This is a genomic window from Streptomyces broussonetiae (assembly GCF_009796285.1).
GTDB classification, from domain to species: domain Bacteria; phylum Actinomycetota; class Actinomycetes; order Streptomycetales; family Streptomycetaceae; genus Streptomyces; species Streptomyces broussonetiae.
In genome coordinates this window covers 1,146,715-1,171,183 of the sequence record NZ_CP047020.1, presented here as the reverse complement: position 1 = coordinate 1,171,183, position 24,469 = coordinate 1,146,715, and the positions used below count along the sequence as shown (strand labels likewise).

Genomic DNA, 24,469 nt, shown 5'->3' with positions numbered 1-24,469 from the left:
GTCCTTTCCTCGGCGCCGGGCGTTCAGCGGCAGCCGATCCGGGATGCGACTCGGGTGAGCCGGAACCAGTAGAAGCCGTGGCCTTGCAGGGTCAGCAGATACGGCAGTTCACCGATGGCGGGGAAACGCACGCCGCCGATCAGCTCGACCGGGTGCCGTCCGTCGTAGGCCCGCAGGTCGAGTTCGGTGGGCTGGGCGAAGCGGGAGAAGTTGTTGACGCACAGCACGAGGTCGTCGCCGTACTCGCGCAGGAAGGCCAGCACCGCCGGGTTGGAGGACTGCAACTCGGTGAACGAGCCGAGGCCGAAGGCAGGGTTCTGCTTGCGGATCTCGATCATGCGGCGGGTCCAGTGCAGCAGCGACGAGGGCGAGGACATCGCGGCTTCCACGTTGGTGACCTGGTAGCCGTAGACGGGATCCATGATCGTCGGCAGGTACAGGCGCCCCGGATCCGACTTCGAGAAGCCGGCGTTGCGGTCGGGGGTCCACTGCATGGGGGTGCGTACGGCGTCGCGGTCGCCGAGCCAGATGTTGTCGCCCATGCCGATCTCGTCGCCGTAGTAGAGGATCGGCGAGCCGGGCAGGGAGAGCAGCAGGGCGGTGAACAGCTCGATCTGGTTGCGGTCGTTGTCCAGGAGCGGGGCGAGGCGCCGGCGGATGCCGATGTTGGCGCGCATCCGTGGGTCCTTCGCGTACTCGGCCCACATGTAGTCGCGTTCCTCGTCGGTGACCATCTCCAGGGTCAGTTCGTCGTGGTTGCGCAGGAAGATGCCCCACTGGCAGTTGGAGGGGATCGCCGGGGTCTTGGCGAGGATCTCCGAGACGGGGTAGCGGGACTCGCGGCGCACGGCCATGAAGATGCGGGGCATGACGGGGAAGTGGAAGGCCATGTGGCACTCGTCGCCGCCGGCGGCGTAGTCACCGAAGTAGTCGACCACGTCCTCCGGCCACTGGTTGGCCTCCGCCAGCAGCACGGTGTCCGGGTACATGGCGTCGATCTCCTTGCGCACCCGCTTGAGGAACTCGTGGGTCGCGGGCAGGTTCTCGCAGTTGGTGCCCTCTTCCGCGTAGAGATAGGGGACGGCGTCGAGCCGGAACCCGTCGATGCCGAGGTCGAGCCAGAACCTCAGGGCCGCGAGGATCTCCTCCTGTACGGCCGGGTTCTCGTAGTTGAGGTCCGGCTGGTGGGAGAAGAAGCGGTGGAAGTAGTACTGGCCGCGGACCGGGTCGAAGGTCCAGTTGGAGGCCTCGGTGTCGACGAAGATGATCCGGGCGTCCTCGTACTGCTTGTCGTCGTCGGCCCACATGTAGTAGTCCCCGTAGGGGCCGTCGGGGTTCTTGCGGGACTCCTGGAACCACGGGTGCTGGTCGCTGGTGTGGTTCATGACGAAGTCGATGATCACGCGCATGCCGCGCTGGTGGGCCGCGTCCGCGAACTCCACGAAGTCGGCGAGGTCACCGAACTCGGGGAGTACGGAGGTGTAGTCGGACACGTCGTAACCGCCGTCCCTGAGGGGGGACTTGAAGAACGGCGGCAGCCACAGGCAGTCCACGCCGAGCCACTGCAGATAGTCCAGCTTGGCGGTCAGGCCCTTGAGGTCGCCGACGCCGTCGCCGTTGCTGTCCTGGAAGGAGCGGACCAGGACCTCGTAGAAGACCGCGCGTTTGAACCACTCCGGGTCCCGGTCCTTGGCGGGAGTGTCCTCAAACGTGTCCAGTACGGGTTCGTTGACGGTCATGAGGCTGCGGGCCCTCCGTTTCGGGGTGTCGACCGCCCGACGTGGAGCACGTGGGCCGGCGCACTGCCGGGCGTCAGGCGCACGAAGTTGGTCCTGCCCCAGTGGTACGTCTCGCCCGTCAGTTCGTCGTGTACGGACAGGGTGGCGTCCCAGTTCAGGCCGAGTTGCGGCATGTCCAACGAGACCGTGGCCTCCTGGGTGTGATGCGGGTCGAGATTGACGACCACGATGACCGTGTCCGGTCCCGTGCTCTTGCTGTAGGCGAGCACGGCGTCGTTGTCGGCGTGGTGGAAGTGCAGGTTGCGCAGGCGCTGGAGTGCGGGGTGGCGGCGGCGGATGGTGTTGAGGCGGGTGATCAGGGGCGTGATGCTGCGGCCCGCGCGTTCGGCGGCCGCCCAGTCCCGGGCCCTGAGCTGGTACTTCTCGGAGTCGAGGTATTCCTCGCCGCCCTCGCGCAGCGGGGTGTTCTCGCACAGTTCGTAGCCGCTGTAGATGCCCCAGGTGGGGGAGAGGGTGGCGGCGAGCACGGCACGCACCTCGAAGGCGGGACGTCCGCCGTGCTGGAGGTAGGCGTGCAGGATGTCGGGGGTGTTGGCGAACAGGTTCGGCCGCATGTACGCCGCCGCCTCACCCGTCAACTCGCCCATGTACTCGGTCAGTTCCTGCTTGGTGTTACGCCAGGTGAAGTAGGTGTACGACTGCTGGAAGCCGATCTGGGCCAGGGTGTGCAGCATCGCCGGGCGGGTGAACGCCTCCGCCAGGAAGATCACGTCCGGGTCCCGGTCGTTGATCTCGGCGATGACCCGCTCCCAGAACACGACCGGCTTGGTGTGCGGGTTGTCGACCCGGAAGATCCGCACCCCGTACCCCATCCAGTGCCGCAGGATCCTGACCGTCTCCGCGACGAGCCCGTCCATGTCCGCGTCGAACGCGAGCGGGTAGATGTCCTGGTACTTCTTCGGCGGGTTCTCCGCGTGGGCGATCGTGCCGTCGGGCCGGTGGTGGAACCACTGCGGGTACTTCTCCACCCAGGGATGGTCCGGAGAGCACTGCAGGGCGAGGTCCAGGGCGACCTCCAGACCCAACTCCCCTGCGCGGGCCACGAAATGACCGAAGTCCTCGAGGGTGCCGAGCGCGGGATGGACCGCGTCGTGCCCGCCCTCGGGCGAGCCGATCGCCCACGGCACGCCCACGTCGTCCGGGGTGGCGGTGAGGCAGTTGTTCGGGCCCTTACGGAAGGTCGTCCCGATGGGGTGGACGGGCGGGAGGTAGACCACGTCGAAGCCCATGTCCGCGATCGGCTTCAGCCGCCGCTCGGCCGTACGCAATGTGCCGTGCGGCTGCCCGGCGGTGCCCTCCGAACGCGGGAAGAACTCGTACCAGGAGCCGTACAGCGCCCGCTCCCGCTCCACCAGCAACGGCATCGCCTCGGACGCGGTCACCAACTCCCGCAGCGGATGACGCTCCAGCACCCTGCGCACCTTTGGCGCCAGCGCCGCCGCAAGGCGCTCGTGCACCGGCAGGGAGTCCTCGCCGAGGGTCCGCGCCGCGGTGAGGACAGCGTCTCGCTCCGGCCCCTTGGGCACTGCGGCGGCGGCCCGCTCGTACAGCTCGGCGCCCTCCTCCAGCACCAGCCCGACCTCGATGCCGGCCGGCACCTTCACCGAGGCGGCGTGCCGCCAGGTGGCCAGCGGATCGGACCAGGCCTCCACCCGGTAGGTCCAGCGGCCGGTCGTGTCCGGGGTGATCTCCGCGCCCCAGCGGTCACTGCCGGGGGACAGCTCCCGCATGGGCGTCCACGGGCCACGGCGGCCCCTGGGATCGCGCAGGACCACATTGGCACCCACGGCGTCGTGCCCTTCACGGAACACGGTGGCGGTGACCTGGAAGGTCTCCCCGGTCACCGCCTTCGCGGGGCGCCTGCCGCAGTCCACGGCCGGCCGGACGTCACGTACGGGTACACGGCCGATGGCCGGGGTCCTGCGCATGTATCTCACCTCCGCCGTGCGCGAAGCCGGGCACCTGGCCCGGCTTCGCGATCCGAGAGGGACCGGCTCACGTCGGTCCCGAGGGGAACGCCTTGTACGGTGCCAGCTCAGGGGCTTGGCGCCGTGGAACGCCGCTCCGGTGGCGGCGCTCTTCTCACCGACCGGCGCGATCGCGGCCGGCCGTCCTGCTCGCGCAGGTAGGTGACCAGGTTGGTGCGCAGATAGCGCTCGGCCGCCTCAGCCGCCTCGCGGGCGCACCGCTTGCCCATCAGCACACACAGCGTGTAACCCGAGTCCTCGAACGTGGCCCGGACCGTGCGGTCGTGGGGCGAGGCGAGCATCACGCGCTCCCACGCCCGATAACGCCGCAACTGCCGGGCCACTTCGGCCTTGGCGGGTAGCAGCATCGCCCTCTTCACCTTTCACGCTCTCGACTGGGCGCGTTCCCGACGGTCGGGTGGCGTCCGCGCGCGGAAGGGCACGGCACCGTTACGGCGATCGAGGCTTTCACTTATGGTGCACGCACGACGACGCAGCGTCTTGTTGGAGCTTCAACCACGGTTGGTGTGTCGGGCGCTCGTGTTGCACGAATGGCGTAGTGCCCGCACCGTTGAGGGTGACTCAGAAGCGATCAGCTTTCACGCTGTGTGTTCGGGATCCCTCCCGGACAGGCGAGGGGAGCACGAGCTTCGCCGGTGAGGAGCAAGCGACGATGAAGACCGCAGTGCCCTGCTACTACCACCTTGACGTGGAAGTCAGCCCGGAACGGGTGGGACAGGTCAGCCGCATCCTGGCCGCCCACCTGCGTTACTGGGACCTGGACAACCTGGCGGAACCCGTCTGCCGCGGCGCCGAACTGCTGTTGCGGGCGATCCACCAGCACGCGTCCGACAAGCACACCTCGATCGAGATGTGGTGGAACGGACAGCACCTCATCACCGCCTTCGGTGACGACGACCCCGATCTGCGCCCCGACCAGGACCTGCGCGCCTGCCTGGCGGACATCGCCGCCATGAGCGACGGCTGGGGCTGCTGCGCCTCGGACAGCGGCAGCAAGATCATCTGGTTCTCGCAGCGGGCCCGCGCCGGCCAGCGGGTCCCGCTGGTGCCCACCGCCCCCGCGCCCACCCTGCGGCAGGGTCTGCCGGTGCCGCGCGACATCCCGGTGGTGGTGCTGGCCGGCCCGGCCGGTGCCCTGGACGACGCCCTGGAGGCCAGCCGGTGACGGCTCGCACCTCCCGGTCCCGGAACGGGCTGCCCGTGTGGAGCGGGCAGCCCTACCCGTTGGGTGCCTCGTTCGACGGACAGGGCACCAACTTCGCGTTGTTCAGCGAGGTCGCCGAGCGGGTCGAGCTGATCCTGCTCGACGACGCGGGCACCGAGACCCCCGTTCGGCTGCACGAGGTCGACGGGTTCGTCTGGCACGCCTACCTGCCCGGTATCGCCCCCGGCCGACGTTACGGCTACCGGGTGCACGGCCCCTGGCAGCCGTCCCTGGGGCACCGGTGCAATCCGGCGAAGCTGCTGCTCGACCCGTACGCCCGGGCCGTGGACGGCCAGATCGACAACCACCCCTCGCTGTACGAACGCGCCCCGGACGGCCCGGCGCCCGCCGACAGCGCCGGGCACTCCATGCTGGGCGTGGTCACCGACCCGTACTTCGACTGGGGTGACGACCGCCCGCCCCGGACGCCGTACTCGGACTCGGTGATCTACGAGGCGCACGTACGCGGCCTGACCCGCACCCACCCGGACGTCCCCGAGCGCCTGCGCGGCACCTACGCCGGCCTCGCGCACCCCGCCGTCCTCGAGCACCTGACCTCGCTCGGAGTGACCGCGGTGGAGCTGATGCCGGTGCACCAGTTCGTCCAGGACGGCGTGTTGCAGGACCGCGGCCTGGCCAACTACTGGGGCTACAACACCATCGGCTTCTTCGCCCCGCACAACGCCTATGCCGCCTTCGGCACCCGGGGCGAGCAGGTCAACGAGTTCAAGGCCATGGTGAAGGCGCTGCACGCGGCCGGCCTCGAAGTGATCCTCGACGTGGTCTACAACCACACCGCCGAGGGCAACGAAAGGGGCCCGACCCTGTCCTTCCGGGGCATCGACAACGCCTCCTACTACCGGCTGGTCGACGGCGACTGGGCGCACTACTACGACACCACCGGTACCGGCAACAGCCTGCTGATGCGACACCCTTACGTCCTGCAGCTCATCATGGACTCCCTGCGGTACTGGGTCACCGAGATGCACGTCGACGGCTTCCGTTTCGACCTCGCGGCGACGCTCGCCCGGCAGTTCCACGAGGTGGACCGGCTGTCCGCGTTCTTCGACCTGATCCAGCAGGACCCGGTGATCAGCCGCGTCAAGCTGATCGCCGAGCCGTGGGACCTGGGCGAGGGCGGCTACCAGGTGGGCAACTTCCCGCCACTGTGGTCGGAGTGGAACGGCAAGTACCGGGACGCCGTACGGGACTTCTGGCGGGCCGAGCCCGGCTCGCTCGGCGAGTTCGCCTCCCGGCTGACCGGCTCCTCCGACCTGTACCAGCACAACCGGCGCCGGCCGCGCGCCAGCGTCAACTTCGTCACCGCGCACGACGGTTTCACCCTGCGCGACCTCGTCTCCTACAACGACAAGCACAACGAGGCCAACGGCGAGGACAACCGGGACGGCGAGAGTCACAACCGGTCCTGGAACTGCGGCGCGGAGGGGGCGACGAAGGACCCCGCCGTCCTCGAACTGCGCGCCCGCCAGCAGCGCAACCTGCTGGCGACCCTGCTGTTGTCGCAGGGCATCCCGATGCTCTGCCACGGCGACGAACTCGGCCGCACCCAGCGCGGCAACAACAACGCCTACTGCCAGGACAACGCCATCTCCTGGATCGACTGGGAACCGACCGACACGCAGCGGTCCCTGACGGAGTTCACCCGGCGCCTCATCGCCCTGCGCGCCGCCCACCCGGTGCTGCGCCGCAGCCGCTTCTTCCGCGGCGAGACCGCGACCAACGCCGCACAGCCGCTGCCCGACCTGATGTGGCTCAGGCCCGACGCCCGCGAGATGACCGACCGGGACTGGCAGCGCGATGACGCGCACTCGGTCGCGGTCTTCCTCAACGGCGACGCCATCGCCGAACGCGACTCCTACGGGCGCCGGATGACCGACGACTCCTTCCTCCTGCTCGTCAACGGCTACTGGGAACCGGTCGACTTCCGCCTGCCCGGCCCCGCTTTCGCCGAACGCTGGACGACCCTGATCGACACCACCGACCCGGACGGCATCGCGGACGAACGCGAGCACAAGGCGGGTACGAGGGTGCGCACGGAGGCACGCAGCCTGATCCTGCTGTGCACAGTCGCGGCTCCCTAACGCTCCCGGCGGGATGTCACCGTGAACTGCGCCCCGTCCGGATCCCGCAGGATCGCCTCGTCCTCCGCCTCGCTCAGCACGCTGCCGCCGTGCTTCTCGGCCGTGCGGGCACAGCCCGCGACGTCCGCGACGAAGAAATGGATCTGCCAGTGCGGCCGTACGGACGGATCCGGTGCCGCCTCCGCCGCGCCGGAGTCGATCCGGGCCACGATGTCGCCCTGGCTGCGCAGCACGACCTCGCCGCCCTCGTACTCCACCTCGCAGCAGCCCGGCACTCCGGTCGCCCAGTCGAGGATCTCGCCGTAGAACATCGCGGCGTCGAAGGCGTTGCGGGTGTGCAGCCGGATGAAGGTCGGGGCCGCCCGCCGCCACGCCTCCCAGTTGCCCACCAGTTCCCCCTGCCAGATCCCGAAGGTGGCCCCGTCCCGGTCGGCGAGCAGCGCGGCCCGGCCCGGCGCGAAGGACAGCGGCCCGACGGCCGCCGTACCGCCGCGCTCGCGGGCCCGGGCCACGGCCAGGTCGGCGTCGGGCACGGCGAAGTACGGCGTCCAGGCGACCGACATGTGCCACATGGCCGCGACGGCGGCGATCCCCGCCACCGGGACCCCGTCCGCCAGCGCTATGCGGAAGTGGTCGCCGAGCTTGGCACCGCGCCAGCGCCAGCCCAGGAGTGCCGTGTAGAACTCCTGGGTGGCATCGAGGTCACGGCTGGTCAGACTCACCCAGCACGGGGCGCCGAAGACGGAGTGCGTGGACACGACGTCTCGTTTGCGCGGTCCACCGCCGACGGAGGTGTCGTGGTTCATGGCGGTCGTGTCCTGCCTCTAGGGGCTGGTCTGGCACCAGTGTCCACTGCGCGGACCGGTTTGCGCTCCTTGACCTCCCTTTGGGCCACATACCTCTGTAGCAGAGATAATATTCTCATGTGGAATACGAGGCCTACCCGGAGGAGCTGGCCGACACGCTGGTGCGGATCCAGCGGCTGATCCGGCGGCGCCTGCGCGGCGGACTCACCCTGCCCCGGCTGCGCGGCGCCGAGGTGGAGCTGCTGCGGCTGGTCGAGTCCCGGCCCGGCATCGGCATCTCGGATGCGGCCAAGGCGCTGCACCTGGCGAGCAACTCCGTGTCGACCCTGGTCAACCAACTGGTCAGGGGCGGATATCTGCTCCGGGAGACCGACCCGGCCGACCGGCGGGCCGCGCGCCTGCTGCTCACCGGGGCCGCGGAGAAGCGCCTCGCCGACTGGCAGCGCCGCCGGGCCGAACTGGTCGTCCGGCATGTCTCGCGGCTCGACGAGACCGACCGGGAGGCCCTGCGCGCGGCGCTGCCGGCGCTGCGCAAGCTGGCCGTCACCCTGCACGAGGAGGCCGAGGAACCATGACCCAGGCCGAGGATCATGACGGAGGTCCAGGCACCATGACGCCTGACAGCGACACCGCGGGCCTGCCAGGCAGCCCCGCCGGAGAAGGCGTCGAGGAAGGCGCCGCCGAGGCCGTCACCTGCACCCGCCTCGCCTATGCGTTCGGCGACACCAAAGCCGTCGACGGGCTCGACCTGGCCGTGCGGGAGGGCGAGGTCTTCGGACTGCTCGGCCCCAACGGCGCGGGCAAGACCACCGCGATCCGCTGCATCACCACCCTCCTGCCCGTCCCCGCCGGCATGGTCCACGTCTTCGGCCATGACGCCGCGAAGGAGCGCATGGCGGTGCGCCGGCTCCTCGGCTACGTCCCGCAGCAGCTGTCCGCCGACAGCGGGCTCACCGGCCGCGAGAACGTCGCCCTGTTCGCCCGCGTCTTCGACGTCTCCCGCCGCGAGCGCGCCGCACGCGTCACCCAGGCACTCACCGCCGTCGGCCTCGCCGACGCCGCCGACCGGCTCGCCGGCACCTACTCCGGCGGTATGGTCCGACGCCTCGAACTCGCCCAGGCCCTGGTCAGCGCGCCCCGGCTGCTGATCCTCGACGAGCCCACCATCGGCCTGGACCCGATCGCCCGCACCGGCGTCTGGGAGCACATCAACACCGTACGCGCCGCCACCGGCATGACCGTCCTGGTCACCACCCACTACATGGACGAGGCCGACCAGTATTGCCAACGGGTCGGCCTGATGCACCACGGCCGGATCCGTGCCCTCGGCACCCCGGCCGAGCTGCGCCGGGGCCTTGCCGAACGCCAGGGCACCGACGCCCTGCCCACGCTGGAGGACGTCTTCCGTGACGTCGCCGGCAGCGGTCTCGACGACACGTCCGGAGGAGGCTTCCGCGATGTCCGCAGCACCCGCCGCACCGCACACCGGGTCGGCTGACCGTACGGACCTTCTGCTGACCCCGCCCGTGCCCCGCGCCGGCTGGCGGCTGCTGCCCGCCCGGGTCGTCGCCATGTGCACGGTCGAACTGCAGAAGCTGCGCCACGACCGCACCGAGCTGTACACCCGTGCCGTCCAGCCCGCACTGTGGCTGCTGATCTTCGGCCAGACCTTCACCCGCATACGGGCGATACCCACGGGTGGCATTCCCTACATCGACTTCATGGCGCCCGGCATCATCGCCCAGTCCGCGATGTTCATCGCGATCTTCTACGGCATCCAGATCATCTGGGAGCGCGACGCCGGCATCCTGAACAAACTCCTCGTCACTCCGACCCCCCGCTCGGCGCTCATCACCGGCAAGGCGTTCGCGGCCGGGGTGAAGTCGCTGATCCAGGCCGTCGTCGTGATCGTCATCGCGGCCCTGCTGGGCGTCGCGCTGACCTGGAACCCGCTCAAGCTGCTCGGTGTCGCCGCGGCCGTCGTGCTCGCGTCCGCCTTCTTCTCCTGCCTGTCGATGACCATCGCGGGCATCGTGATCAGCCGCGACCGCCTGATGGGCATCGGCCAGGCGATCACCATGCCGCTGTTCTTCGGTTCCAACGCCCTCTACCCCGTATCGGTGATGCCGGGCTGGCTCCAGGCCGTCAGCAAGGTCAACCCGCTGAGCTATCAGGTCGACGCGCTGCGCGGGCTGCTGCTCGGCACGCCGTCGCATCTCGCCCCCGACTTCGTGGTGCTGGCGGTCGCCGCCGCGCTCGGCATCGCCGCGGCGTCGTCGTTGCTCGGCCGGCTGGCCCGGTGATCTTGCCGCGGACGTGATGTGCGGCACGCGCGCGTACCCTGCCGAAAGCGGCCCTGAACGGATTCTTCCTGGGCAGCGCTTGATCAGCGATCAAAGCGGGCGAACCACCTGGCCACAGTGCATTCTGCTCATTTGACAGTGCACTGAGCGCACAGATAGACAGCAGCTCTCGAAGGTCGAGAGGGGCACTGTGTACGAGCCGAACGTGGTCGGGGACTGGCACGAGTACGAGGAGCATGCCGGTCTGCGGGTCCGCGTCCACCGCCTGGAGGCGGCGGAGCCGCCGCGCGGACGCGACGACGCCGCGGCGGGGCTGACGTACTTCAGCGTCCGGGTGACCGTCGAGAACCGCGGCGCACGGCACTACGGCATCCATCTGGAGGACGGCCAGATCGACGTCCGCGTCGGCCCGGACGGCGAGGCCGCGTTCATGGACTGGCGCAACTCCCAGTTCATCGAGGGCTTCGACGTCTATCCGCTGCGCCGGGCCACGGCCGTGCTCTACGCCGCCGCCCCCGAGGCGGACCTCACCCATGTGGATGTGCAGGTGCAGCTTCGGGTGGACGAGGAGTGGGCGGAGCGCCGCCTGTGGGCGGGCGGCATCGGTCTGCTGGAGGCGACCGCCGCGACCGCGCCCACGGGCTCCGCACAGGGCAGCCTGGCCCACCAGGTCAGCGCCTTCCTGCGGGACCAGACGGAACCCGGCACGACCTGACCCTGACCTCGACGCGGGCCGGGCCGACGGCGCTCGCCCGTAGCGGCCGTACGGCCCGCGCGGTCAGTGAGGTCAGTGCGGGATGCCGTCGATGATCTCGCGCGCGCCCTGTCGGAGCAGTGCCACCGCGACCGAGGTGCCGAGGGTGGCGGGATCGAGCCGGCCCGCCCACTCGTGGGCGTTCAGCCGGGTCTTGCCGTCGGGCGTGAACACGCAGGCCCGCAGGGAGAGTTCGCCGCTGCGGTCCACGCGCGCGTACCCGGCGATCGGGCTGTTGCAGTGGCCCTGGAGCACATGCAGGAACATCCGCTCGGCGGTCGCCTCCCGGTGCGTGTCCGGGTCGCCGAGCCCGCTGACCGCGTCGATGACGTCGGGATCGTCCTCCCGGCACTGCAGGGCGAGGATGCCCGCGCCGATGGGCGGCATGATCGTCTCCGTGGACAGCACCTCGCTGATCACGTCGGTGCGGCCGATCCGTTCCAGCCCGGCCACCGCCAGCAGCAGCGCGTCCGCCTCACCGGCGGCCAGCTTCTCCAGCCGGCGGTTGTCGTTGCCACGGAACGGCACGCACTCCAGATGCGGGTGCGTCGCGGCCAGTTGGGCGATCCGGCGCACGGAGGAGGTCCCGATCCGGGTGCCGGCCGGCAGCTCGTCCAGGGTGAGCCCGTCGGGGTGGATCAGCGCGTCCCGGATGTCGTCCCGCTTGAGGAACGCGGCGAACACCGTCCCGGCGGGCAGCGGCCGGTCGGCGGGCACGTCCTTGACGCAGTGCACCGCGAGATCGGCCTTCCCGGCCAGCAGCGCCGCGTCGACCTCCTTGGTGAACGCCCCCTTGCCCTCGACCTTGGACAGATCGCCGAGCCACTTGTCGCCGGTGGTCTTCACCGGGACGACCTCGGTGCGTACACCGGGGTGCAGCACGGCCAACTCGGCGCGGACGCGCTCGACCTGGGCCAGGGCCATGGGTGAGTCGCGGGAGACGATACGGATCAGTTCGGGAACCGGCATGCCCACACGATAGACCCCCCGCCCCTCATCGGAGGTCTTCGGGCAGGTCCGCCGCAGAGTCCTCCGGAGCGAGGTCCGGGCGCAGTCTCCGCCAGGACGGCTGGCGCAGCAACCCCGCCCGGGTACGGGTGCTGTAGCCGACCTCGCCGACCAGCCTGGGCAGCACCCAGTGGGCCCCGGCGATCCGCGGCACCGGTTCGAAGGGACACCGGCTGCTCGCGGCGGCCTCGAGCAGCCGGGCCAGTTCCCCGCGCTCCGCCTCGCTCCAGCCGGTGCCCACCCCGCCGACGTACCGCAGCCGGCCGCCCGTGTCGCGCTGACCGGCCAGCAGCGCGCCGGGCAGTCCGGCCAGCCGTCCCCTGCCGGGCAGCCAGCCGCCCACGATCACGTCCTCGGTCCGCATGTTCCGAATCTTGATCCAGGCGCGGGAGCGCACCCCGGGCTCGTACACCGAGTCCAGCCGCTTGCACACCAGACCCTCCAGACCGTGCTCCCTGGTCGCCTCGAGCGCCTCGGCGCCGTGCCCGGTCACGGCGCCGGGCGTCGACCAGTAGGGCCCCGTAAGGCCCAGCTCCTCCAGGTGGGCCCGGCGCCGGGCGTACGGCTGCCGCACCAGGGATTCCCCCAGGTAGGGCACGTCGAACAGGACCAGGTGGACCGGCACTTGGGCCGCTCGGCGCGCCGCCCGCGCGGGGGAGTGCGCAAGGCCCATCCGGCTCTGCAGCAGCTGGAAGTCGGCCCGGCCCCGCTCGTCCAGGGCCAGCACCTCGCCGTCCAGCACGGCGGGCGCAGTGCCCAGGGCGCCGCCGAGCGGCCGGAGTTCGGGATAGGCCGCGGTGATGTCCTCGCCCGAGCGGGCGCGCAGGCGCACACTGCCGTCTCCGGGCAGATAGGCCATCGCCCGCTGGCCGTCCTGCTTCGTCTCGTACGCCCATCGCGCGTCCTGGGCGGCGGGCGGCAGCCTGCCGGCGGTGGCGAGCATCGGCGCGATGAGCGGCAGGGATACGGCGGTCACGGCTGAAGGTCTCGACCGCATCCGGCGACCGCACGCGCCTTTGCCCGGCGGTTCCCCTGAACGGGCCCGCGGGGCGGCGCAGGGCTCGTGTGCGCTCAGGGCAGGGGCGAGCCCGCCCCGCGCCCGGTGTCCGGAGGCGACCGCTGTCGCCCGGCAAAGCGGGCGTGGACCACGCGTGCGCCGAGGCGGCCCCGCCCCCGCCCCGGTCGGCGCTCCCGGGCCGACCGGGGCGGCCGACCTTCACAGAGACTTCTCAGGAGACTGTCTCCGGCCGACCTTCTCAGGAGACCGTCTCGGCCGACGGTTCGAGAGGCTCCGCCGCAGGTTCCGGCGTGGCCGGGCGGTGGCGGGGGAGGAGGGACGCGAGGAAGAAGGCGACGACGGCCGCGCCCCCGCCGATCGCCATGACGACCTTGAAGCCGTTCTCGGACGGCAGCGCATGCCCGCCGAGGCTGACCGTCATCTGCGCCAGGACCACCCCCGCGACCGCACTGGCCGCCGAGGTGCCGATGGACCGCATCAGCGTGTTGAGGCTGTTCGCGGCGGCCGTCTCCGAGGGCGGGACCGCGCCCATGATCAGGGCCGGCATGGCGCCGTAGGCGAAGCCGACGCCCGCACCGATGACACAGGACACGAGGACCAGCTGCCAGACCTCGCTCATCAAAGCGATGTTGAGGAAGTAACCGGCCGCGACGATCACCGCTCCGATCATCAGCGTGGTCCTGGGCCCCCGAGCCCTGGTGACCATGGCGGACACGGGCGCCGTGGCCATCATCACCAGCCCCTGCGGGGCCATGACCAGACCCACCGTCAGCATGGACCGGCCGAGGCCGTAGCCGGTCTGGGTGGGCAGCTGGAGCAGCTGCGGCAGGACCAGGGACATCGCGAACATCGAGAAACCGAACGCGATGGAGGCGAGGTTGGTGAACAGCACCTGGCGCCGGGCCGTGGTGCGCAGGTCGACCAGTGGCGCGGCCGTGCGCAGTTCGAAGAAGCCCCAGGACACGAGGGTGACGACCGCGAGCGCGAACAGGCCGAGCGTGGTGCCGCTGCCCCAGCCCCAGTCGGCACCCTTGGAGACGGCGAGCAGCAGTGGGACGAGCCCGACCGCGATGCCGAGCGCGCCTACGAGGTCGAAACGGCCACCGGTGCGCACGCTCGACTCCGGCACCAGGGACAGGACGAGCGCGAGGGCGACGGCGCCGAGGGAGGCGGAGGTCCAGAACAGTACGTGCCAGTCGTAGTGGTCGGCGAGGAACGCGGCGGCGGGCAGGCCGAGCGCGCCGCCGACGCCGAGCGAGGCGCTCATCAACGCGGTCGAACCGGCCAGCTGCTCCGGCGGCAGTTCGTCCCGCATGATGCTGATGCCCAGCGGAACCACGGCGGCGGCCAGTCCCTGCAGCGCACGGCCGACGATCATCGGGACCAGTGCGTCGCTGAGCGCGCAGACCACCGAACCGGCCACCAGCAGTACCAGGCCGGCCATCAGCAGCCGCCGCTTGCCGAACATGTCGCCGAGCCGGCCGGCGACCGGGGTGGCGACGGCGGCGGCCAGCAGCGTGGCCGTGACCGCCCAGGCGGCGTCGGACGCCGAGGCATGCAGGTAGCCGGGCAGCTCCGGGACGATCGGGATCACCAGGGTCTGCATCAGCGACACGGTGATACCGGCCAGGGCCAGCACCGCGACGACGGCACCCGGGCGCGGCGGAGCTGATCTGCTGGTCCCGGCGGACCGGGCGGGGGCGTCGGACATGGGGAAACCTTCCGAGGAGCAGGAATCGGGCAGCGGCCGGCGGAACCGACCTCAATTTAAGTCAAATGCTTGACTTACTGTAGCGACCCGAAACGGCGCCGTACGTGGGGCCTGTCCCAGGTGGGGCCCGCGTGCACCGTAGGCTTCTTCGGCTGGACCTCGCCGCCCCGGTCGAGGGCCTGGGGCGGAACGCGGGACTGGCCGCCCCGGGGCGGTGCGCAGTCCCGGAGCGGTGGTGAGCATGGCGGGCAGGACGGCGCGGGCCGAGCAGGTGAGCGCTACGCGGGAGGCGATCCTGGACGCGGCGGAGCGGCTGTTCGCCGAGCATGGTGTGTACGCCGTCTCCAACCGCCAGGTCAGCGAGGCCGCCGGCCAGGGCAACAACGCGGCGGTCGGCTATCACTTCGGCACCAAGGCCGACCTGGTCCGCGCGGTGGCGCGTCGGCACGCCGAGCACATCGAGACCCTGCGGGAGCGGGCGCTCGCCGTGGCCGGCGACTCCATGGACGTACGTGACTGGATCGACTGCCTGGTGCGCCCGGTGACCGAGCACCTGGCCGGGCTCGGCAGCCCCACCTGGTACGCCCGGTTCTGTGCCCAGGTGATGACCGACCCGGCGCTGCACGAGATCATGGTCGAGGAGTCCATGGCCTCACCGGCGCTTGGGCAGGCGATCGAGGCCCTGAACCGCACCCTTCCCGAGCTGCCGCCCGAGGTCCGCGCCGAACGCGGCCAGATGGTCCGCCAGTTGATCCTGCACACCTGCGCGGAGCGGGAACGGGCCCTCGCCGAGGGCGCCCCCACCCCGCGCGCCACCTGGGAGCAGGCGGCCACCGGACTCGCCGACGCGATCGAGGGCCTGTGGCTTGCACCGGTGAGCGGCACGACGCCGTGACTTGTTTTCGGTGAGTCGGCCGTGGCGCACGGCCGGGGCGGCCCGGCGCCACGCGGTGGGGTGAGGCGCGCCCCAAAGAGGGGGCGGCGTGTACCGATGTGCGCCCGTGCAGCGTGGGCGTGAGCGACGACGCTGCACCGGCAGCCGGGAAACAGTCCGCTCCTGCTCGTCTACGGTGTCGCCACCTGGCTGCCCACGCTGATGCGCGACGAGGGCTACAACCTCGGCTCCGCCCTGACCTTCGTGGTGCTGTTCAACCTCGGAGGCATCGTCGGCATGCTCATCGCAGGCCGTGCCTCGGACAGCTTCGGCGCCCCGCGCATCTCCGCGATCCGGTTCGCGCTCACCGCGGTCGGTGTCTTCCTGCTCGGCGTGCGCATGCCGCTGGGCCTGACCTTCCTGGTCGTCTTCGTCACCGGTGTGTTCCTCAACAGCGCCCAGGTGATGATCTACGCGACCGTCTCTCTCGGCTCCATCCTGGGCAACCGCGCCACCGCCGTCGGCTGGACCTCGGGCATGGGCCGCTTCGGCGCGGTCTTCGGTTCGTGGCTCGGCGTCAGCTGCTTGCGGCGGGCGACGGCGACCGGGGCTTCGCCGCCTTCGCCCTCGCGGGTGTGTCCTCCATGGTGTTCATCGGCGTCGCCGCCCTGCGCTCGGCCCGGCGTCCGGAGCGCACCGGCAGCGGGCAGCACCTCGTCACCGCCGGCTGACCCGGCTGCTTCGCATGCGGTGCCGCACCCCGGAATCCGGGGTGCGGCACCGCACGCGTACGTCGCGGGTCACCCCTCCTCCTCCGGCTCCACGTCCCGGCCCGTGCACGCCAGCTCCCCGCCCACCTCGGCACACGCCTCCACGCCCCGGGGCGAGGACACCGAGACCATCGGACTGCTGTCCCCGGCGGAGTCGTCCGCCGGATAGCCGGCCGTGAGCACGTCCTGGCCCGAGCGCACCGACACCTCGTGGGCCCGTGGCGTGCGCAGCCGTACCTGGGACCAGGCGGTGCCGCAGGCCGCCGAGTAGCGCAACTGAACCGTGTAGGCGGGGTCGGTGACGGTGCTCGTGGTCCGTGCGTCCCGGGCGCACACCGACGCGTCGGGCAGCTCGCCCTGGCACGAACGGCCGTGACAGCGGGGCACCGCAGGCAGGCTCTGCGTGGCGGGCGCGGTGCCCGGACGCGCGGCCAGCGTGACGGCGGCGGCCACCGCCGTGGCCGCGCCGAACAGCGCGAGCGCGGACAGCGGAAGCCACGACGGCAGCCAGGACGGAAGACGGGACGAAAGGCGGGACGAAAGGCGGGACGAAAGGCGGGACGACAGGCGCGAGGAGAGCCGCGGCGCGACCGGCGGCGGAGCTTGCGCCGAAGCCCGGGACGGCGTCTGCGACGGCGGCCCGGACGGCGTCCGTGGCGCGTCTTCCGGCCGGCGCCGCCACGGACGCCGCCTCGTCCGCCGCCTGCGGCCGGATGCCTCCGGCGGACCCGCGGGGGCCGCCGGTGCGGCCTCGAGCGTGTTCCACAGGGGCAGTACGGCGTCGGGATCGGCGCCGGCGAGACGGCAGAGCGCCTCCACGGCGGACCGGGGCGGCGGCGTTCCGCCGGACAGATAGCGGTGCCAGGCGGACTTGCTGTACGGGGTGCGCGCGGCCAGTGCCGCGAGGCTCAGCCCCGTACGGTCCTTCAGCTCGCGCAGTTCCGCCACCCGTGGGTCGTCCGGCATGGTCGATGCTTGAGGGTGCCGCATCGTGCGTCCTCGACTCCCTTTCCGCTATGGGCGATTTAGCCCCTGTTGTCGGCATGGCTTCCCGGGAGTGCCGCGAACGCAACACGCGGTGCGGCAGGAGGACCGTGAGGTGTGGGTATACCGAAGGCCCGTTCGGGGGTCGTCGAACGGGCCTTCGGTGGCTAGGCGGTGCGGTGGCGTCGTGCCGTCAGCACCAGGGCAGGGTGCGGTTCCCGTGGACGTGGACGTAGCGGGCCGAGACGTAGCCTCCGTTGCGCGAGAGGCGGTACCAGGTGTGGTAGCCGGCGACCGACGAACCGCGCGTCCTGCAGGTGAGCCCCACGAGCCGGCCCGAGTGCCGGTGGCCGATCACCGGGTAGCCGGTGCCCGGACCGGAGCGGACGTTGAGCCGGGCGTAGCTGGTGGTGACCCGGCCGGTGGCGCGCCGGACGAGACGGCACGACGTCCGGTGACCCGCGATCCGGTACGACGCCCCCTGCACGGCCCAGTGCTGGGCCGTCGTCCGCGGGACGAAGCGGTACGTCATTGCCTGGGCGCCGAAGTGGCGCAGCCGGTGGACGCGGTACATGTGGCGTGCGTGGTGCGTGACGTACCTGTGGTGGTGCATGCGGTACGGAGCGGGGTAGGTGTGGCGCACGTGGTGTCGGCCGATGGCGGCGGACGCCGGGTACGGGGCGGCGGCGCTCGCGGGGGCGGCTCCGGCCGCCGCGGGCAGGAACGCGAGCACTGCGACCGTGGCCAGCAGACCGCTCCTGAGAGTCCGTAGGATCATGGAAACCTCCGGCTGTCGTTCTCGTGACCACGAGCAGTGATCACGAGAGCCAGGGTTTCCGTGACGCGCCGTCGCAATGCCGTTCCGGCGTCCCCCGGGACGCGCGGGACGTCCCGGGGGACGGGCGCCGGTGCCCAAGTCCGGTCCGACCGCCCGGTGGGGAGGGGGTGTTCCGCCGTCCCGCTGGTCCCCCCTCCGGCGCGGGCGGCACGTCCCGGTGAGGCTTCCCACGGAATCCGCCGTGATCGTCACCCGTACGACGCGGCGGGCGGGGCGGCGCGCTGCGGGTCAGACCGTCTCGGCGAAGGTGACGGTCCGCTCCTTCAGCAGCGGGAACACCGTGCCCCGGATCAGCTCCGCGAAGTGGTCCGTCTCCTTGTGCGCCTCGAAGCCGGCGCGGTCGGTGTACCGCTCGTACAACAGGAACGCCCCCGGCCGGTCGACCACTTCGTGTGCCTCGTAGGCGAGGTTCGCGGGCTCGGACGGGACCAGTTCGCGCATCTTGCGGAGCGCGTCGCGCACGGTGTCGACGTCGGCGGGCGCGCACTGGTACTGGGCGACGACGGCGAAGGCCATGGATTCCTCCGGTGTTCGAAACGGTCGTGATCCTGCCGATTGCAGCATGCGCGCGCCGAGGGGCGGCCGGTACGACACGCGGCCGTTGCCCTCCGGGACGGGGGCTGCGCCGACCTCGGCGGTGACGGACAGTGGTCAGAGATTACTTGACTTACGCAACGAGCTGGTAAACTGCCGGGTATGCCCGCGGAATCGCTGTCCGGCGTGCCCGGTGCCTCCCCGGAGGTCGTCGACATCGAGCGCGCCCTGACGCGCATCACCTACCTCAGCACACGGGCCCGGCAGCACGAGCGGCTGATGGGGCTGGCCGGTGTGCCGCTGGACCGGGCGGCGGTGGCGCTGCTGCGGCAGATCGCCGACTGCGAGCCGCTGCGGCCGGGGGAGCTGGCGCAGCGCCTGGGCGTGGAGGCCTCCCATGTGACGCGGACCGTGCAGCAGCTGCAGAGGGCGGGCTGTGTCAGCCGCGTCCCCGACCCCGACGACCGGCGGGCCCAGCGGATCCGGCTCACCGACGCCGGGCGGGACGCCATGGCCCGGATCCGGGAGGCGGGCGCCCGGGGAATGCAGCGCGCCCTCGCCGAGTGGCGGCCCGACGAACTGCGGCAGCTGGCCACCCTCTTCCACCGCATGGTCGACGACTTCCTCGCGTACACGAGCGAGGAGGACTCCGGCCGGGAGGTGGACGACGCCCCGCTGACGACGGGCTGACGCCTGGCTGACGGTGAACCGACGGCCGACTGACGGCCGCCGCCCGGCCCCGGGGAACGGCCCGCGACCGGTCGTACCGTCAAGTAATATCCGGCGGCAGAGCGTCGGAGAAGGCCCCCGGCGGCAGATCGTCGGAGCAGGCATCGTCCCCCGGTGCGCACGTCAGGTGCCGCCGGGGGCTGAGGGCGCGAGAAGGCGCCCGGAACGAGGAGGAGCGGTCGTGACGGAACGCATCAAGGTCGGGGACGAGATCGAGGACTTCGCCCTGCCCGACGAGACCGGCACCACCCGCCGGCTCACCGAGCTGCTGGCCGACGGGCCGGTGGTCCTCTTCTTCTATCCCGCCGCCATGACCCCCGGCTGCACCGCCGAGGCCTGCCACTTCCGTGATCTCGCCGCCGAGTTCGCCGCCGTCGGTGCCCGGCCCGTCGGCATCAGCGGTGACACGGTCGACAAGCAGCAGGAGTTCGCCGGCCGGCACACCCTCGGCATGCCCCTGCTCTCCGACGCCGACGGCGCGGTGCGCGAGCGGTTCGGCGTCAAGCGCGGATTCTCCGTGGCCCCCACCAAACGCGTGACCTATGTCGTCGCCCAGGACCGCACGGTGCTGGAGATCGTCCGCAGTGAACTGCGCATGAACACCCACGCCGACCGGGCCCTCGCCGCCCTGCGTGCGCACCAGGACTGACCGGCTTCCGTTCCGCGCTTGATGCCCCGGAACAATCGCATCATCCTGGGGCATATGAAGCATGGCGCCGCCGTGGCGGTCATCGATGCCCTGGGCAGGGTGGCCGGGTGGAGCGAAGGTGCGCGACTACTGACGGGACACTCGGCCGGGGACGTCGTGGGCCGGCCCGCGACCGGGCTGCTCGCCGGGGACATCCCGCACGACACACTGGCCGCACGGGCCGGCACCGTCGCGCTGCGTCACCGCGACGGCCACCGTATCGACCTGGCCCTCACCGCCTGCCCCGTCACCGGCGCCGACGGTGAGCCCGCCGGCTTCGTCGTCACGGCCGACCCGACCGGCGCCGGCCTGGCCGGCGAGGCCTTCGAGCAGGCCTCCATGTCCATGTCGGTCTTCGACCTCGAGCAGCGCTACCTGCGCCTCAACGACGCCGCCTGCAAGGTCATGGGTCTGCCCGAGACGGCGCTCATCGGACGGTTCTTCCCGGACACCGTGGCGGACGCCGAATACAACCGGGGCTTCCAGCACCACCTCCGACAGGTTGCCGAGACCGGCCTGCCCGTCCGCTACGAGAGCTTCGCCGCTGCGCCCGCACTGCACCGGGAACATCTCTGGAGCATCGAGATGTGGCCCCTGCGGTCCGGCTCCGGCGAGCTGACCGGCGTCGCCATGGCCGCCTTCGACAACAGCGAGCAGTACTGGGCCCGGCGCCGCCTCGCCCTGCTGAACGAGGCCGCGATCGGCATCGGCACCACCCTGGACGTGGTGCGCACCGCCGAGGAACTGATCGACATCCTGGTCCCGCGGTACGCCGACTTCGCCAGTGTCGACCTGCTCGACTGGGTGCTCGGCGCGGACGAGCCGCCCGCGATCCCGGACGGCGATGTCCTCCTGCACCGCACCGCCCATGGCTCGTCCTGCGAGGGCAACCCCGGTGCGGCGGTCCGCATCGGCGAGACCGATGTCTACCCGCCGGACTCGCCGCCCGCCCGCGCCCTGCGTGAGGGCCGCTCGGTGCTCAGCCAGGCCGGCGAGCCGGAGTTCGTCGAATGGCTCGAGGAGCGCAACGCGCGCTCGCCGGAGGGCCGCCCCTTCCGGCAGGACGTCCACTCCATCATCGCTGTTCCACTGCGGGCCCGCGGCACCACCCTGGGCGTGGCCGTCTGCGTCCGCACGGCCCACCCCGACGCCTACGGCCCCGACGACGCCGTCTTCGCCGAGGAACTCGGCAGCCGCGCCGCCGTCTGCATCGACAACGCCCGCCGCTTCAACCGCGAACGCAGCACCGCCCTCGCCCTCCAGCACAGCCTCCTGCCGCGCGGCCTGCCCGGACAGGCCGCCGTCGAGGTGGCCCACCGCTACCTGCCGTGCGGATCCCTGGCCGGTATCGGCGGCGACTGGTTCGACGTCATCCCGCTCTCCGGCGGCCGGGTCGCCCTGGTCGTGGGCGACGTGGTCGGCCACGGCATCCAGTCCTCCGCCACCATGGGCCGGCTGCGCACGGCCGTCCGTACCCTCGCCGACGTCGATCTGCCGCCCGACGAACTCCTCACGCACCTGGACGACCTGGTGATCCACCTGTCCGCAGAGGACAGCGGAGAGGAGGTCGCCGAACTCGGCGCCACCTGTCTGTACGCCGTGTACGACCCCGTTTCCCGGCGGCTCGGCCTGGCCGCCGCCGGCCATCCGGCCCCGACCGTCGTCCTGCCCGGGGGCGCCGCCGAGCCCGTCTCCATGAGCGCCGGACCGCCCCTCGGCGTCGGCGGGCTGCCGTTCGAGGCGACGGAACTGGAACTGCCCGAGGGCTCCGTGGTCGCCCTCTACACCGACGGCCTGCTCGAGGACCGCGACCGGGACCTCGACGGTGCCACCGAGGACCTGCACCGGGCCCTGACCGCACCCGCCGACTCCCTCGACGACCTGTGCGACAGCGTCCTCAAGGCCGTCCTGCCCGACCAGCACAGCGACGACGTCGCCCTGCTGCTGGTGCGCACCCGTGCCCTCGGCGCAGACCGGGTCGCCACCTGGGACGTGCCGCCCGACCCTGCCGAGGTCGCCGCCTTCCGGCAGGCGGCCGGCGAGCAGTTGACCGCCTGGGGTCTGGACGAGGCCGCCTTCATCACCGAACTCGTCGTCAGCGAACTCGTCACCAACGCCATCCGTTACGGCGAACCGCCCATCCAGCTCCGGCTGATCCGTGACCGCGCCCTCATCTGCGAGGTCTCCGACGCCAGTTCCACCTCACCGCACCTGCGCCGGGCCAACGCCTTCGACGAGGGTGGCCGCGGACTGCTCCTGGTCGCCCAGCTCACCCAGCGCTGGGGCAGCCGGCAGACCGGCCGGGGCAAGACGATCTGGGCCGAACAGGCGCTGCCCGAAGGCTGAGCACCGAACAACGGCGTCCTTGCCGGAAGTGATGCGCCCAAGTACCGGTACCGATGTGTGGGTCGGCCGCGCCGAGTACCCGGAAGCGGCCCGCTCAGCCTCCGATGGCGTCCAGTTCGGCCACCACATCCTCGGGCAGGTCCAGCGAGGCGGCTGCGATGTTCTCACGCAGGTGGTCCGGGGAGGACGTGCCGGGGATCAGCGCGATGTTCGGGGAGCGGCGCAGCAGCCAGGCCAGCGCCACCTGCTGCGGCGAGGCCTCCAGGCGCGAGGCGACCTTCGTCAGCGTCTCGGACTGCAGCGGCGTGAAGCCGCCGAGCGGGAAGTAGGGCACGAAGGCGATGTTCATCGCCGCCGTGCGTGCCAGCAGCGCGTCGTCCTGCCGGTTGGCCAGGTTGTACAGGTTCTGCACGGTCACCACGGGCGCGATCGCACGGGCCTCGTCCAGCTGCGCGGCGGACGCGGCACTCAGCCCCAGATGCCGGATCAGACCCCGCTCGCGCAGCTCGGCCAGCGCACCGAACTGGTCGGCCACCGCGTCCTCGTTCGGGGTGTCCATGTCGCCCAACCGAAGATTGACCACGTCGAGGGCGTCCACACCGAGGTTGCGCAGGTTGTCGTAGACCTGCGCCTTCAGGTCCTCGGGGTGCCGTGACATCATCCAGCTGCCGTCGGCTCCCCGGCGGGCGCCGACCTTGGTGACGATGCGCAGCTCCTCGGGGTAGGGGTGGAGGGCCTCGCGGATGATCTCGTTGACGACGACCGGGCCGTAGAAGTCCGCGGTGTCGATGTGGGTGATGCCCGTGTCCACCACCGCGCGGAGCACTGCCACGGCCCGGGCCCGGTCCTGGGGCGGGCCGAAGACATGCGGTCCGGCCAGCTGCATGGCGCCGTATCCCACGCGGGTCAGGGTCAGGCCGTCGGCCGGGGTGACGGTGCCACCGAGCTGTGCAGTCATGTCGTACCTCTCAGAATCTCCGCGCCGCCGGTCCCTCTGGCGGCCTCGCCGTCCACCCTGCGCCCGCGCCGCCCGGCATGGCAGTACCCCCGCGATCCTGGGAGTGGCAGGGACAGTCACCGCCGCACGACCGGCCGTACGGTGGATGCCATGGACGGATCGAACGCGCTCGGTGAGTTCCTGCGTGCCCGGCGTGCGCTGGTGCGGCCCGAGGACGTGGGGCTGCCCGGCGGCGGTCTGCGCCGGGTGCCGGGGCTGCGCCGGGAGGAGGTCGCGATGCTGTCCGGCATCAGCTCCGACTACTATCTGCGGCTGGAGCAGGGCCGGGACCGCAACCCGTCCGTGCAGGTCCTCGAGGCCATCGCCCGCGTGCTGCGGCTGGACGCCGACGCCACGGCCCACCTCGCCGGACTCGCCCAGGACCGGCCCGCCGGCGGGATACGGCCCGCCCGCCGCTCGCGGCAGGTCCCGCCGAGTCTGCTGCAGCTCATCGACGGCTGGCCGCGCAACCCCGCCTATGTGCAGAACCGATACACCGACTGCCTGGCCGCCAACGCACTGGCCACCGCCCTCACTCCGAACTACCGGCCCGGTGTCAACCTCCTGCGGGCCGTCTTCCTCGACCCCGCCGAGCGCGAGCTGCGCCGGGACTGGGAGGACCTCGTCGAGGAGGGCGTGGCCGCCCTGCGGTCCGAGACCGGCACGGACGCCGACGACCCGCGGCTGCGCGACCTGGTCGGCGAGCTGTCCCTGCGCAGCGAACGCTTCCGCACCCTGTGGGCCCGGCACGAGGTGCGGCCGCGGCGCGGGCGCACGAGCCACCTCACGCATCCGCAGGTCGGCGACCTCGACCTGCACTCCAACAAGCTGTCCGTGGACGGCACCGACGGACTCACCCTGGTCGTCTTCCACGCCGAGCCCGGCAGCCGCAGCGCCGAACTCCTCGACATCCTGGGCAGCCTCAGCGCCCCCGCGGGCAGCATCGGCGCGGAGCGTGTCGAGGACCAGTAGAGGCAAGGTGACCAACCGCAAGGCGATCACACGCAGGGCAGCCT

22 protein-coding genes and 1 pseudogene are annotated in these 24,469 nt (G+C 71.6%); 12 read left to right on the top strand and 11 right to left on the bottom strand.

Translation table 11 applies throughout. The annotated features are described in order from the left end of the window. Positions 1-23 precede the first annotated feature (23 nt). The 3 genes from treS to GQF42_RS05640 form a co-directional block, all read right to left on the bottom strand. Complete coding sequence (treS, locus tag GQF42_RS05650) at positions 24-1,739, bottom strand: maltose alpha-D-glucosyltransferase (protein ID WP_158918221.1); 1,716 nt, start codon at positions 1,737-1,739, stop codon at positions 24-26. Further along, positions 1,736-3,727 carry an alpha-1,4-glucan--maltose-1-phosphate maltosyltransferase gene (locus GQF42_RS05645; protein WP_158918219.1) on the bottom strand — a complete coding sequence of 664 codons (1,992 nt, stop codon included), beginning with the start codon at positions 3,725-3,727 and terminating at the stop codon, positions 1,736-1,738. The genes treS and GQF42_RS05645 overlap by 4 nt, the downstream gene beginning before the upstream one ends. A 107-nt stretch (positions 3,728-3,834) precedes the next feature. Then, positions 3,835-4,134, bottom strand: a complete 300-nt coding sequence (locus GQF42_RS05640) for a DUF5133 domain-containing protein (RefSeq protein ID WP_158918217.1) — start codon at positions 4,132-4,134, stop codon at positions 3,835-3,837. Positions 4,135-4,439: 305 nt separating this feature from the next. On the opposite strand from GQF42_RS05640, the gene GQF42_RS05635 reads away from it, so the two are divergent. After that, positions 4,440-4,952 (top strand): pep a2, encoded by a 513-nt coding sequence (locus GQF42_RS05635; protein WP_158918215.1) that lies wholly within the window; start codon positions 4,440-4,442, stop codon positions 4,950-4,952. 29 nt (positions 4,953-4,981) lie between these two features. Next, positions 4,982-7,093 carry a glycogen debranching protein GlgX gene (gene glgX / locus GQF42_RS05630; RefSeq protein WP_158929816.1) on the top strand — a complete coding sequence of 704 codons (2,112 nt, stop codon included), beginning with the start codon at positions 4,982-4,984 and terminating at the stop codon, positions 7,091-7,093. On the opposite strand, the gene GQF42_RS05625 is transcribed toward glgX, so the two are convergent. Beyond that, the gene (locus GQF42_RS05625; RefSeq protein ID WP_158918213.1) at positions 7,090-7,899 is read right to left on the bottom strand and encodes a VOC family protein; all 810 of its coding nucleotides are present in this window, start codon (positions 7,897-7,899) and stop codon (positions 7,090-7,092) included. The genes glgX and GQF42_RS05625 overlap by 4 nt on opposite strands. Positions 7,900-8,018: 119 nt before the next feature. Here GQF42_RS05625 and GQF42_RS05620 point away from each other — a divergent pair, with 119 nt between their 5' ends. From GQF42_RS05620 to GQF42_RS05605, 4 genes are all read left to right on the top strand, one after another. After that, positions 8,019-8,474 (top strand): MarR family winged helix-turn-helix transcriptional regulator, encoded by a 456-nt coding sequence (locus tag GQF42_RS05620; protein ID WP_158918211.1) that lies wholly within the window; start codon positions 8,019-8,021, stop codon positions 8,472-8,474. Positions 8,475-8,509: 35 nt separating this feature from the next. Further along, entirely contained in the window at positions 8,510-9,397 is an 888-nt protein-coding gene (locus GQF42_RS05615) for an ABC transporter ATP-binding protein (protein ID WP_233273258.1), read from the top strand. Then, the gene (locus GQF42_RS05610; protein WP_158918209.1) at positions 9,357-10,202 is read left to right on the top strand and encodes an ABC transporter permease; all 846 of its coding nucleotides are present in this window, start codon (positions 9,357-9,359) and stop codon (positions 10,200-10,202) included. The genes GQF42_RS05615 and GQF42_RS05610 overlap by 41 nt, the downstream gene beginning before the upstream one ends. 190 nt (positions 10,203-10,392) lie before the next feature. Further along, on the top strand, positions 10,393-10,917 hold the full coding sequence (locus GQF42_RS05605) for a hypothetical protein (RefSeq protein ID WP_158918207.1): 525 nt from the start codon (positions 10,393-10,395) through the stop codon (positions 10,915-10,917). Positions 10,918-10,989: 72 nt separating this feature from the next. On the opposite strand, the gene hemC is transcribed toward GQF42_RS05605, so the two are convergent. From hemC to GQF42_RS05590, 3 genes are all read right to left on the bottom strand, one after another. Next, entirely contained in the window at positions 10,990-11,931 is a 942-nt protein-coding gene (hemC, locus tag GQF42_RS05600) for a hydroxymethylbilane synthase (protein ID WP_199272579.1), read from the bottom strand. A 19-nt stretch (positions 11,932-11,950) separates the two neighbouring features. Next, the gene (locus GQF42_RS05595; protein ID WP_199273030.1) at positions 11,951-12,907 is read right to left on the bottom strand and encodes an ATP-dependent DNA ligase; all 957 of its coding nucleotides are present in this window, start codon (positions 12,905-12,907) and stop codon (positions 11,951-11,953) included. A gap of 313 nt (positions 12,908-13,220) precedes the next feature. Continuing rightward, positions 13,221-14,693: an MFS transporter gene (locus tag GQF42_RS05590; RefSeq protein ID WP_158918201.1), complete on the bottom strand. Its 1,473-nt coding sequence runs from the start codon at positions 14,691-14,693 to the stop codon at positions 13,221-13,223. Between the two features lie 241 nt (positions 14,694-14,934). Between GQF42_RS05590 and GQF42_RS05585 the strand changes: the two genes are divergently transcribed. Together GQF42_RS05585 and GQF42_RS05580 are read left to right on the top strand one after the other, a co-directional pair. Further along, positions 14,935-15,588, top strand: coding sequence for a TetR/AcrR family transcriptional regulator (locus tag GQF42_RS05585; protein WP_158918199.1), 654 nt, complete (start codon positions 14,935-14,937; stop codon positions 15,586-15,588). Between the two features lie 159 nt (positions 15,589-15,747). Continuing rightward, positions 15,748-16,298, top strand: a pseudogene (locus tag GQF42_RS05580) (MFS transporter); the annotation flags it as partial. Positions 16,299-16,367: 69 nt separating this feature from the next. Here GQF42_RS05580 and GQF42_RS05575 read toward each other — a convergent pair. The 3 genes from GQF42_RS05575 to GQF42_RS05565 all read right to left on the bottom strand — a co-directional run bounded on the left by GQF42_RS05575 (position 16,368) and on the right by GQF42_RS05565 (position 18,675). Next, positions 16,368-17,303, bottom strand: a complete 936-nt coding sequence (locus GQF42_RS05575) for a helix-turn-helix domain-containing protein (RefSeq protein WP_158918197.1) — start codon at positions 17,301-17,303, stop codon at positions 16,368-16,370. A gap of 211 nt (positions 17,304-17,514) precedes the next feature. Next, on the bottom strand, positions 17,515-18,099 hold the full coding sequence (locus tag GQF42_RS45675; RefSeq protein WP_233273257.1) for an SH3 domain-containing protein: 585 nt from the start codon (positions 18,097-18,099) through the stop codon (positions 17,515-17,517). Between the two features lie 288 nt (positions 18,100-18,387). Continuing rightward, the gene (locus GQF42_RS05565; RefSeq protein WP_158918195.1) at positions 18,388-18,675 is read right to left on the bottom strand and encodes a putative quinol monooxygenase; all 288 of its coding nucleotides are present in this window, start codon (positions 18,673-18,675) and stop codon (positions 18,388-18,390) included. Positions 18,676-18,855: 180 nt separating this feature from the next. On the opposite strand from GQF42_RS05565, the gene GQF42_RS05560 reads away from it, so the two are divergent. The 3 genes from GQF42_RS05560 (at position 18,856) to GQF42_RS05550 (ending at position 22,456) form a co-directional block, all read left to right on the top strand. Continuing rightward, positions 18,856-19,383 (top strand): MarR family winged helix-turn-helix transcriptional regulator, encoded by a 528-nt coding sequence (locus tag GQF42_RS05560; protein ID WP_158918193.1) that lies wholly within the window; start codon positions 18,856-18,858, stop codon positions 19,381-19,383. Between the two features lie 220 nt (positions 19,384-19,603). Next, positions 19,604-20,071 (top strand): peroxiredoxin, encoded by a 468-nt coding sequence (locus GQF42_RS05555; protein WP_158918191.1) that lies wholly within the window; start codon positions 19,604-19,606, stop codon positions 20,069-20,071. Positions 20,072-20,125: 54 nt separating this feature from the next. Continuing rightward, positions 20,126-22,456, top strand: a complete 2,331-nt coding sequence (locus GQF42_RS05550; RefSeq protein WP_158918189.1) for a SpoIIE family protein phosphatase — start codon at positions 20,126-20,128, stop codon at positions 22,454-22,456. A gap of 94 nt (positions 22,457-22,550) precedes the next feature. Here the strand turns inward: GQF42_RS05550 and GQF42_RS05545 are convergent, their stop codons facing one another. Continuing rightward, positions 22,551-23,414: an oxidoreductase gene (locus GQF42_RS05545; RefSeq protein WP_158918187.1), complete on the bottom strand. Its 864-nt coding sequence runs from the start codon at positions 23,412-23,414 to the stop codon at positions 22,551-22,553. A gap of 150 nt (positions 23,415-23,564) precedes the next feature. Here GQF42_RS05545 and GQF42_RS05540 point away from each other — a divergent pair, with 150 nt between their 5' ends. Continuing rightward, positions 23,565-24,425: a helix-turn-helix domain-containing protein gene (locus GQF42_RS05540; protein WP_158918185.1), complete on the top strand. Its 861-nt coding sequence runs from the start codon at positions 23,565-23,567 to the stop codon at positions 24,423-24,425. Positions 24,426-24,469: the final 44 nt, after the last annotated feature.

What these genes read in the sequence shown, in the direction of transcription:
- treS (WP_158918221.1), bottom strand. Translation starts at nt 1,739, where the DNA reads ATGACCGTCAACGAACCCGTACTGGACACGTTTGAGGACACTCCCGCC.
- GQF42_RS05645 (WP_158918219.1), bottom strand. Translation starts at nt 3,727, where the DNA reads ATGCGCAGGACCCCGGCCATCGGCCGTGTACCCGTACGTGACGTCCGG.
- GQF42_RS05640 (WP_158918217.1), bottom strand. Translation starts at nt 4,134, where the DNA reads ATGCTGCTACCCGCCAAGGCCGAAGTGGCCCGGCAGTTGCGGCGTTAT.
- GQF42_RS05635 (WP_158918215.1), top strand. Translation starts at nt 4,440, where the DNA reads ATGAAGACCGCAGTGCCCTGCTACTACCACCTTGACGTGGAAGTCAGC.
- GQF42_RS05625 (WP_158918213.1), bottom strand. Translation starts at nt 7,899, where the DNA reads ATGAACCACGACACCTCCGTCGGCGGTGGACCGCGCAAACGAGACGTC.
- GQF42_RS05615 (WP_233273258.1), top strand. Translation starts at nt 8,510, where the DNA reads ATGACGCCTGACAGCGACACCGCGGGCCTGCCAGGCAGCCCCGCCGGA.
- GQF42_RS05610 (WP_158918209.1), top strand. Translation starts at nt 9,357, where the DNA reads ATGTCCGCAGCACCCGCCGCACCGCACACCGGGTCGGCTGACCGTACG.
- GQF42_RS05595 (WP_199273030.1), bottom strand. Translation starts at nt 12,907, where the DNA reads ATGCTCGCCACCGCCGGCAGGCTGCCGCCCGCCGCCCAGGACGCGCGA.
- GQF42_RS05590 (WP_158918201.1), bottom strand. Translation starts at nt 14,693, where the DNA reads ATGTCCGACGCCCCCGCCCGGTCCGCCGGGACCAGCAGATCAGCTCCG.
- GQF42_RS05585 (WP_158918199.1), top strand. Translation starts at nt 14,935, where the DNA reads ATGGCGGGCAGGACGGCGCGGGCCGAGCAGGTGAGCGCTACGCGGGAG.
- GQF42_RS05575 (WP_158918197.1), bottom strand. Translation starts at nt 17,303, where the DNA reads ATGCCGGACGACCCACGGGTGGCGGAACTGCGCGAGCTGAAGGACCGT.
- GQF42_RS45675 (WP_233273257.1), bottom strand. Translation starts at nt 18,099, where the DNA reads ATGATCCTACGGACTCTCAGGAGCGGTCTGCTGGCCACGGTCGCAGTG.
- GQF42_RS05565 (WP_158918195.1), bottom strand. Translation starts at nt 18,675, where the DNA reads ATGGCCTTCGCCGTCGTCGCCCAGTACCAGTGCGCGCCCGCCGACGTC.
- GQF42_RS05560 (WP_158918193.1), top strand. Translation starts at nt 18,856, where the DNA reads ATGCCCGCGGAATCGCTGTCCGGCGTGCCCGGTGCCTCCCCGGAGGTC.
- GQF42_RS05550 (WP_158918189.1), top strand. Translation starts at nt 20,126, where the DNA reads ATGAAGCATGGCGCCGCCGTGGCGGTCATCGATGCCCTGGGCAGGGTG.
- GQF42_RS05545 (WP_158918187.1), bottom strand. Translation starts at nt 23,414, where the DNA reads ATGACTGCACAGCTCGGTGGCACCGTCACCCCGGCCGACGGCCTGACC.
- GQF42_RS05540 (WP_158918185.1), top strand. Translation starts at nt 23,565, where the DNA reads ATGGACGGATCGAACGCGCTCGGTGAGTTCCTGCGTGCCCGGCGTGCG.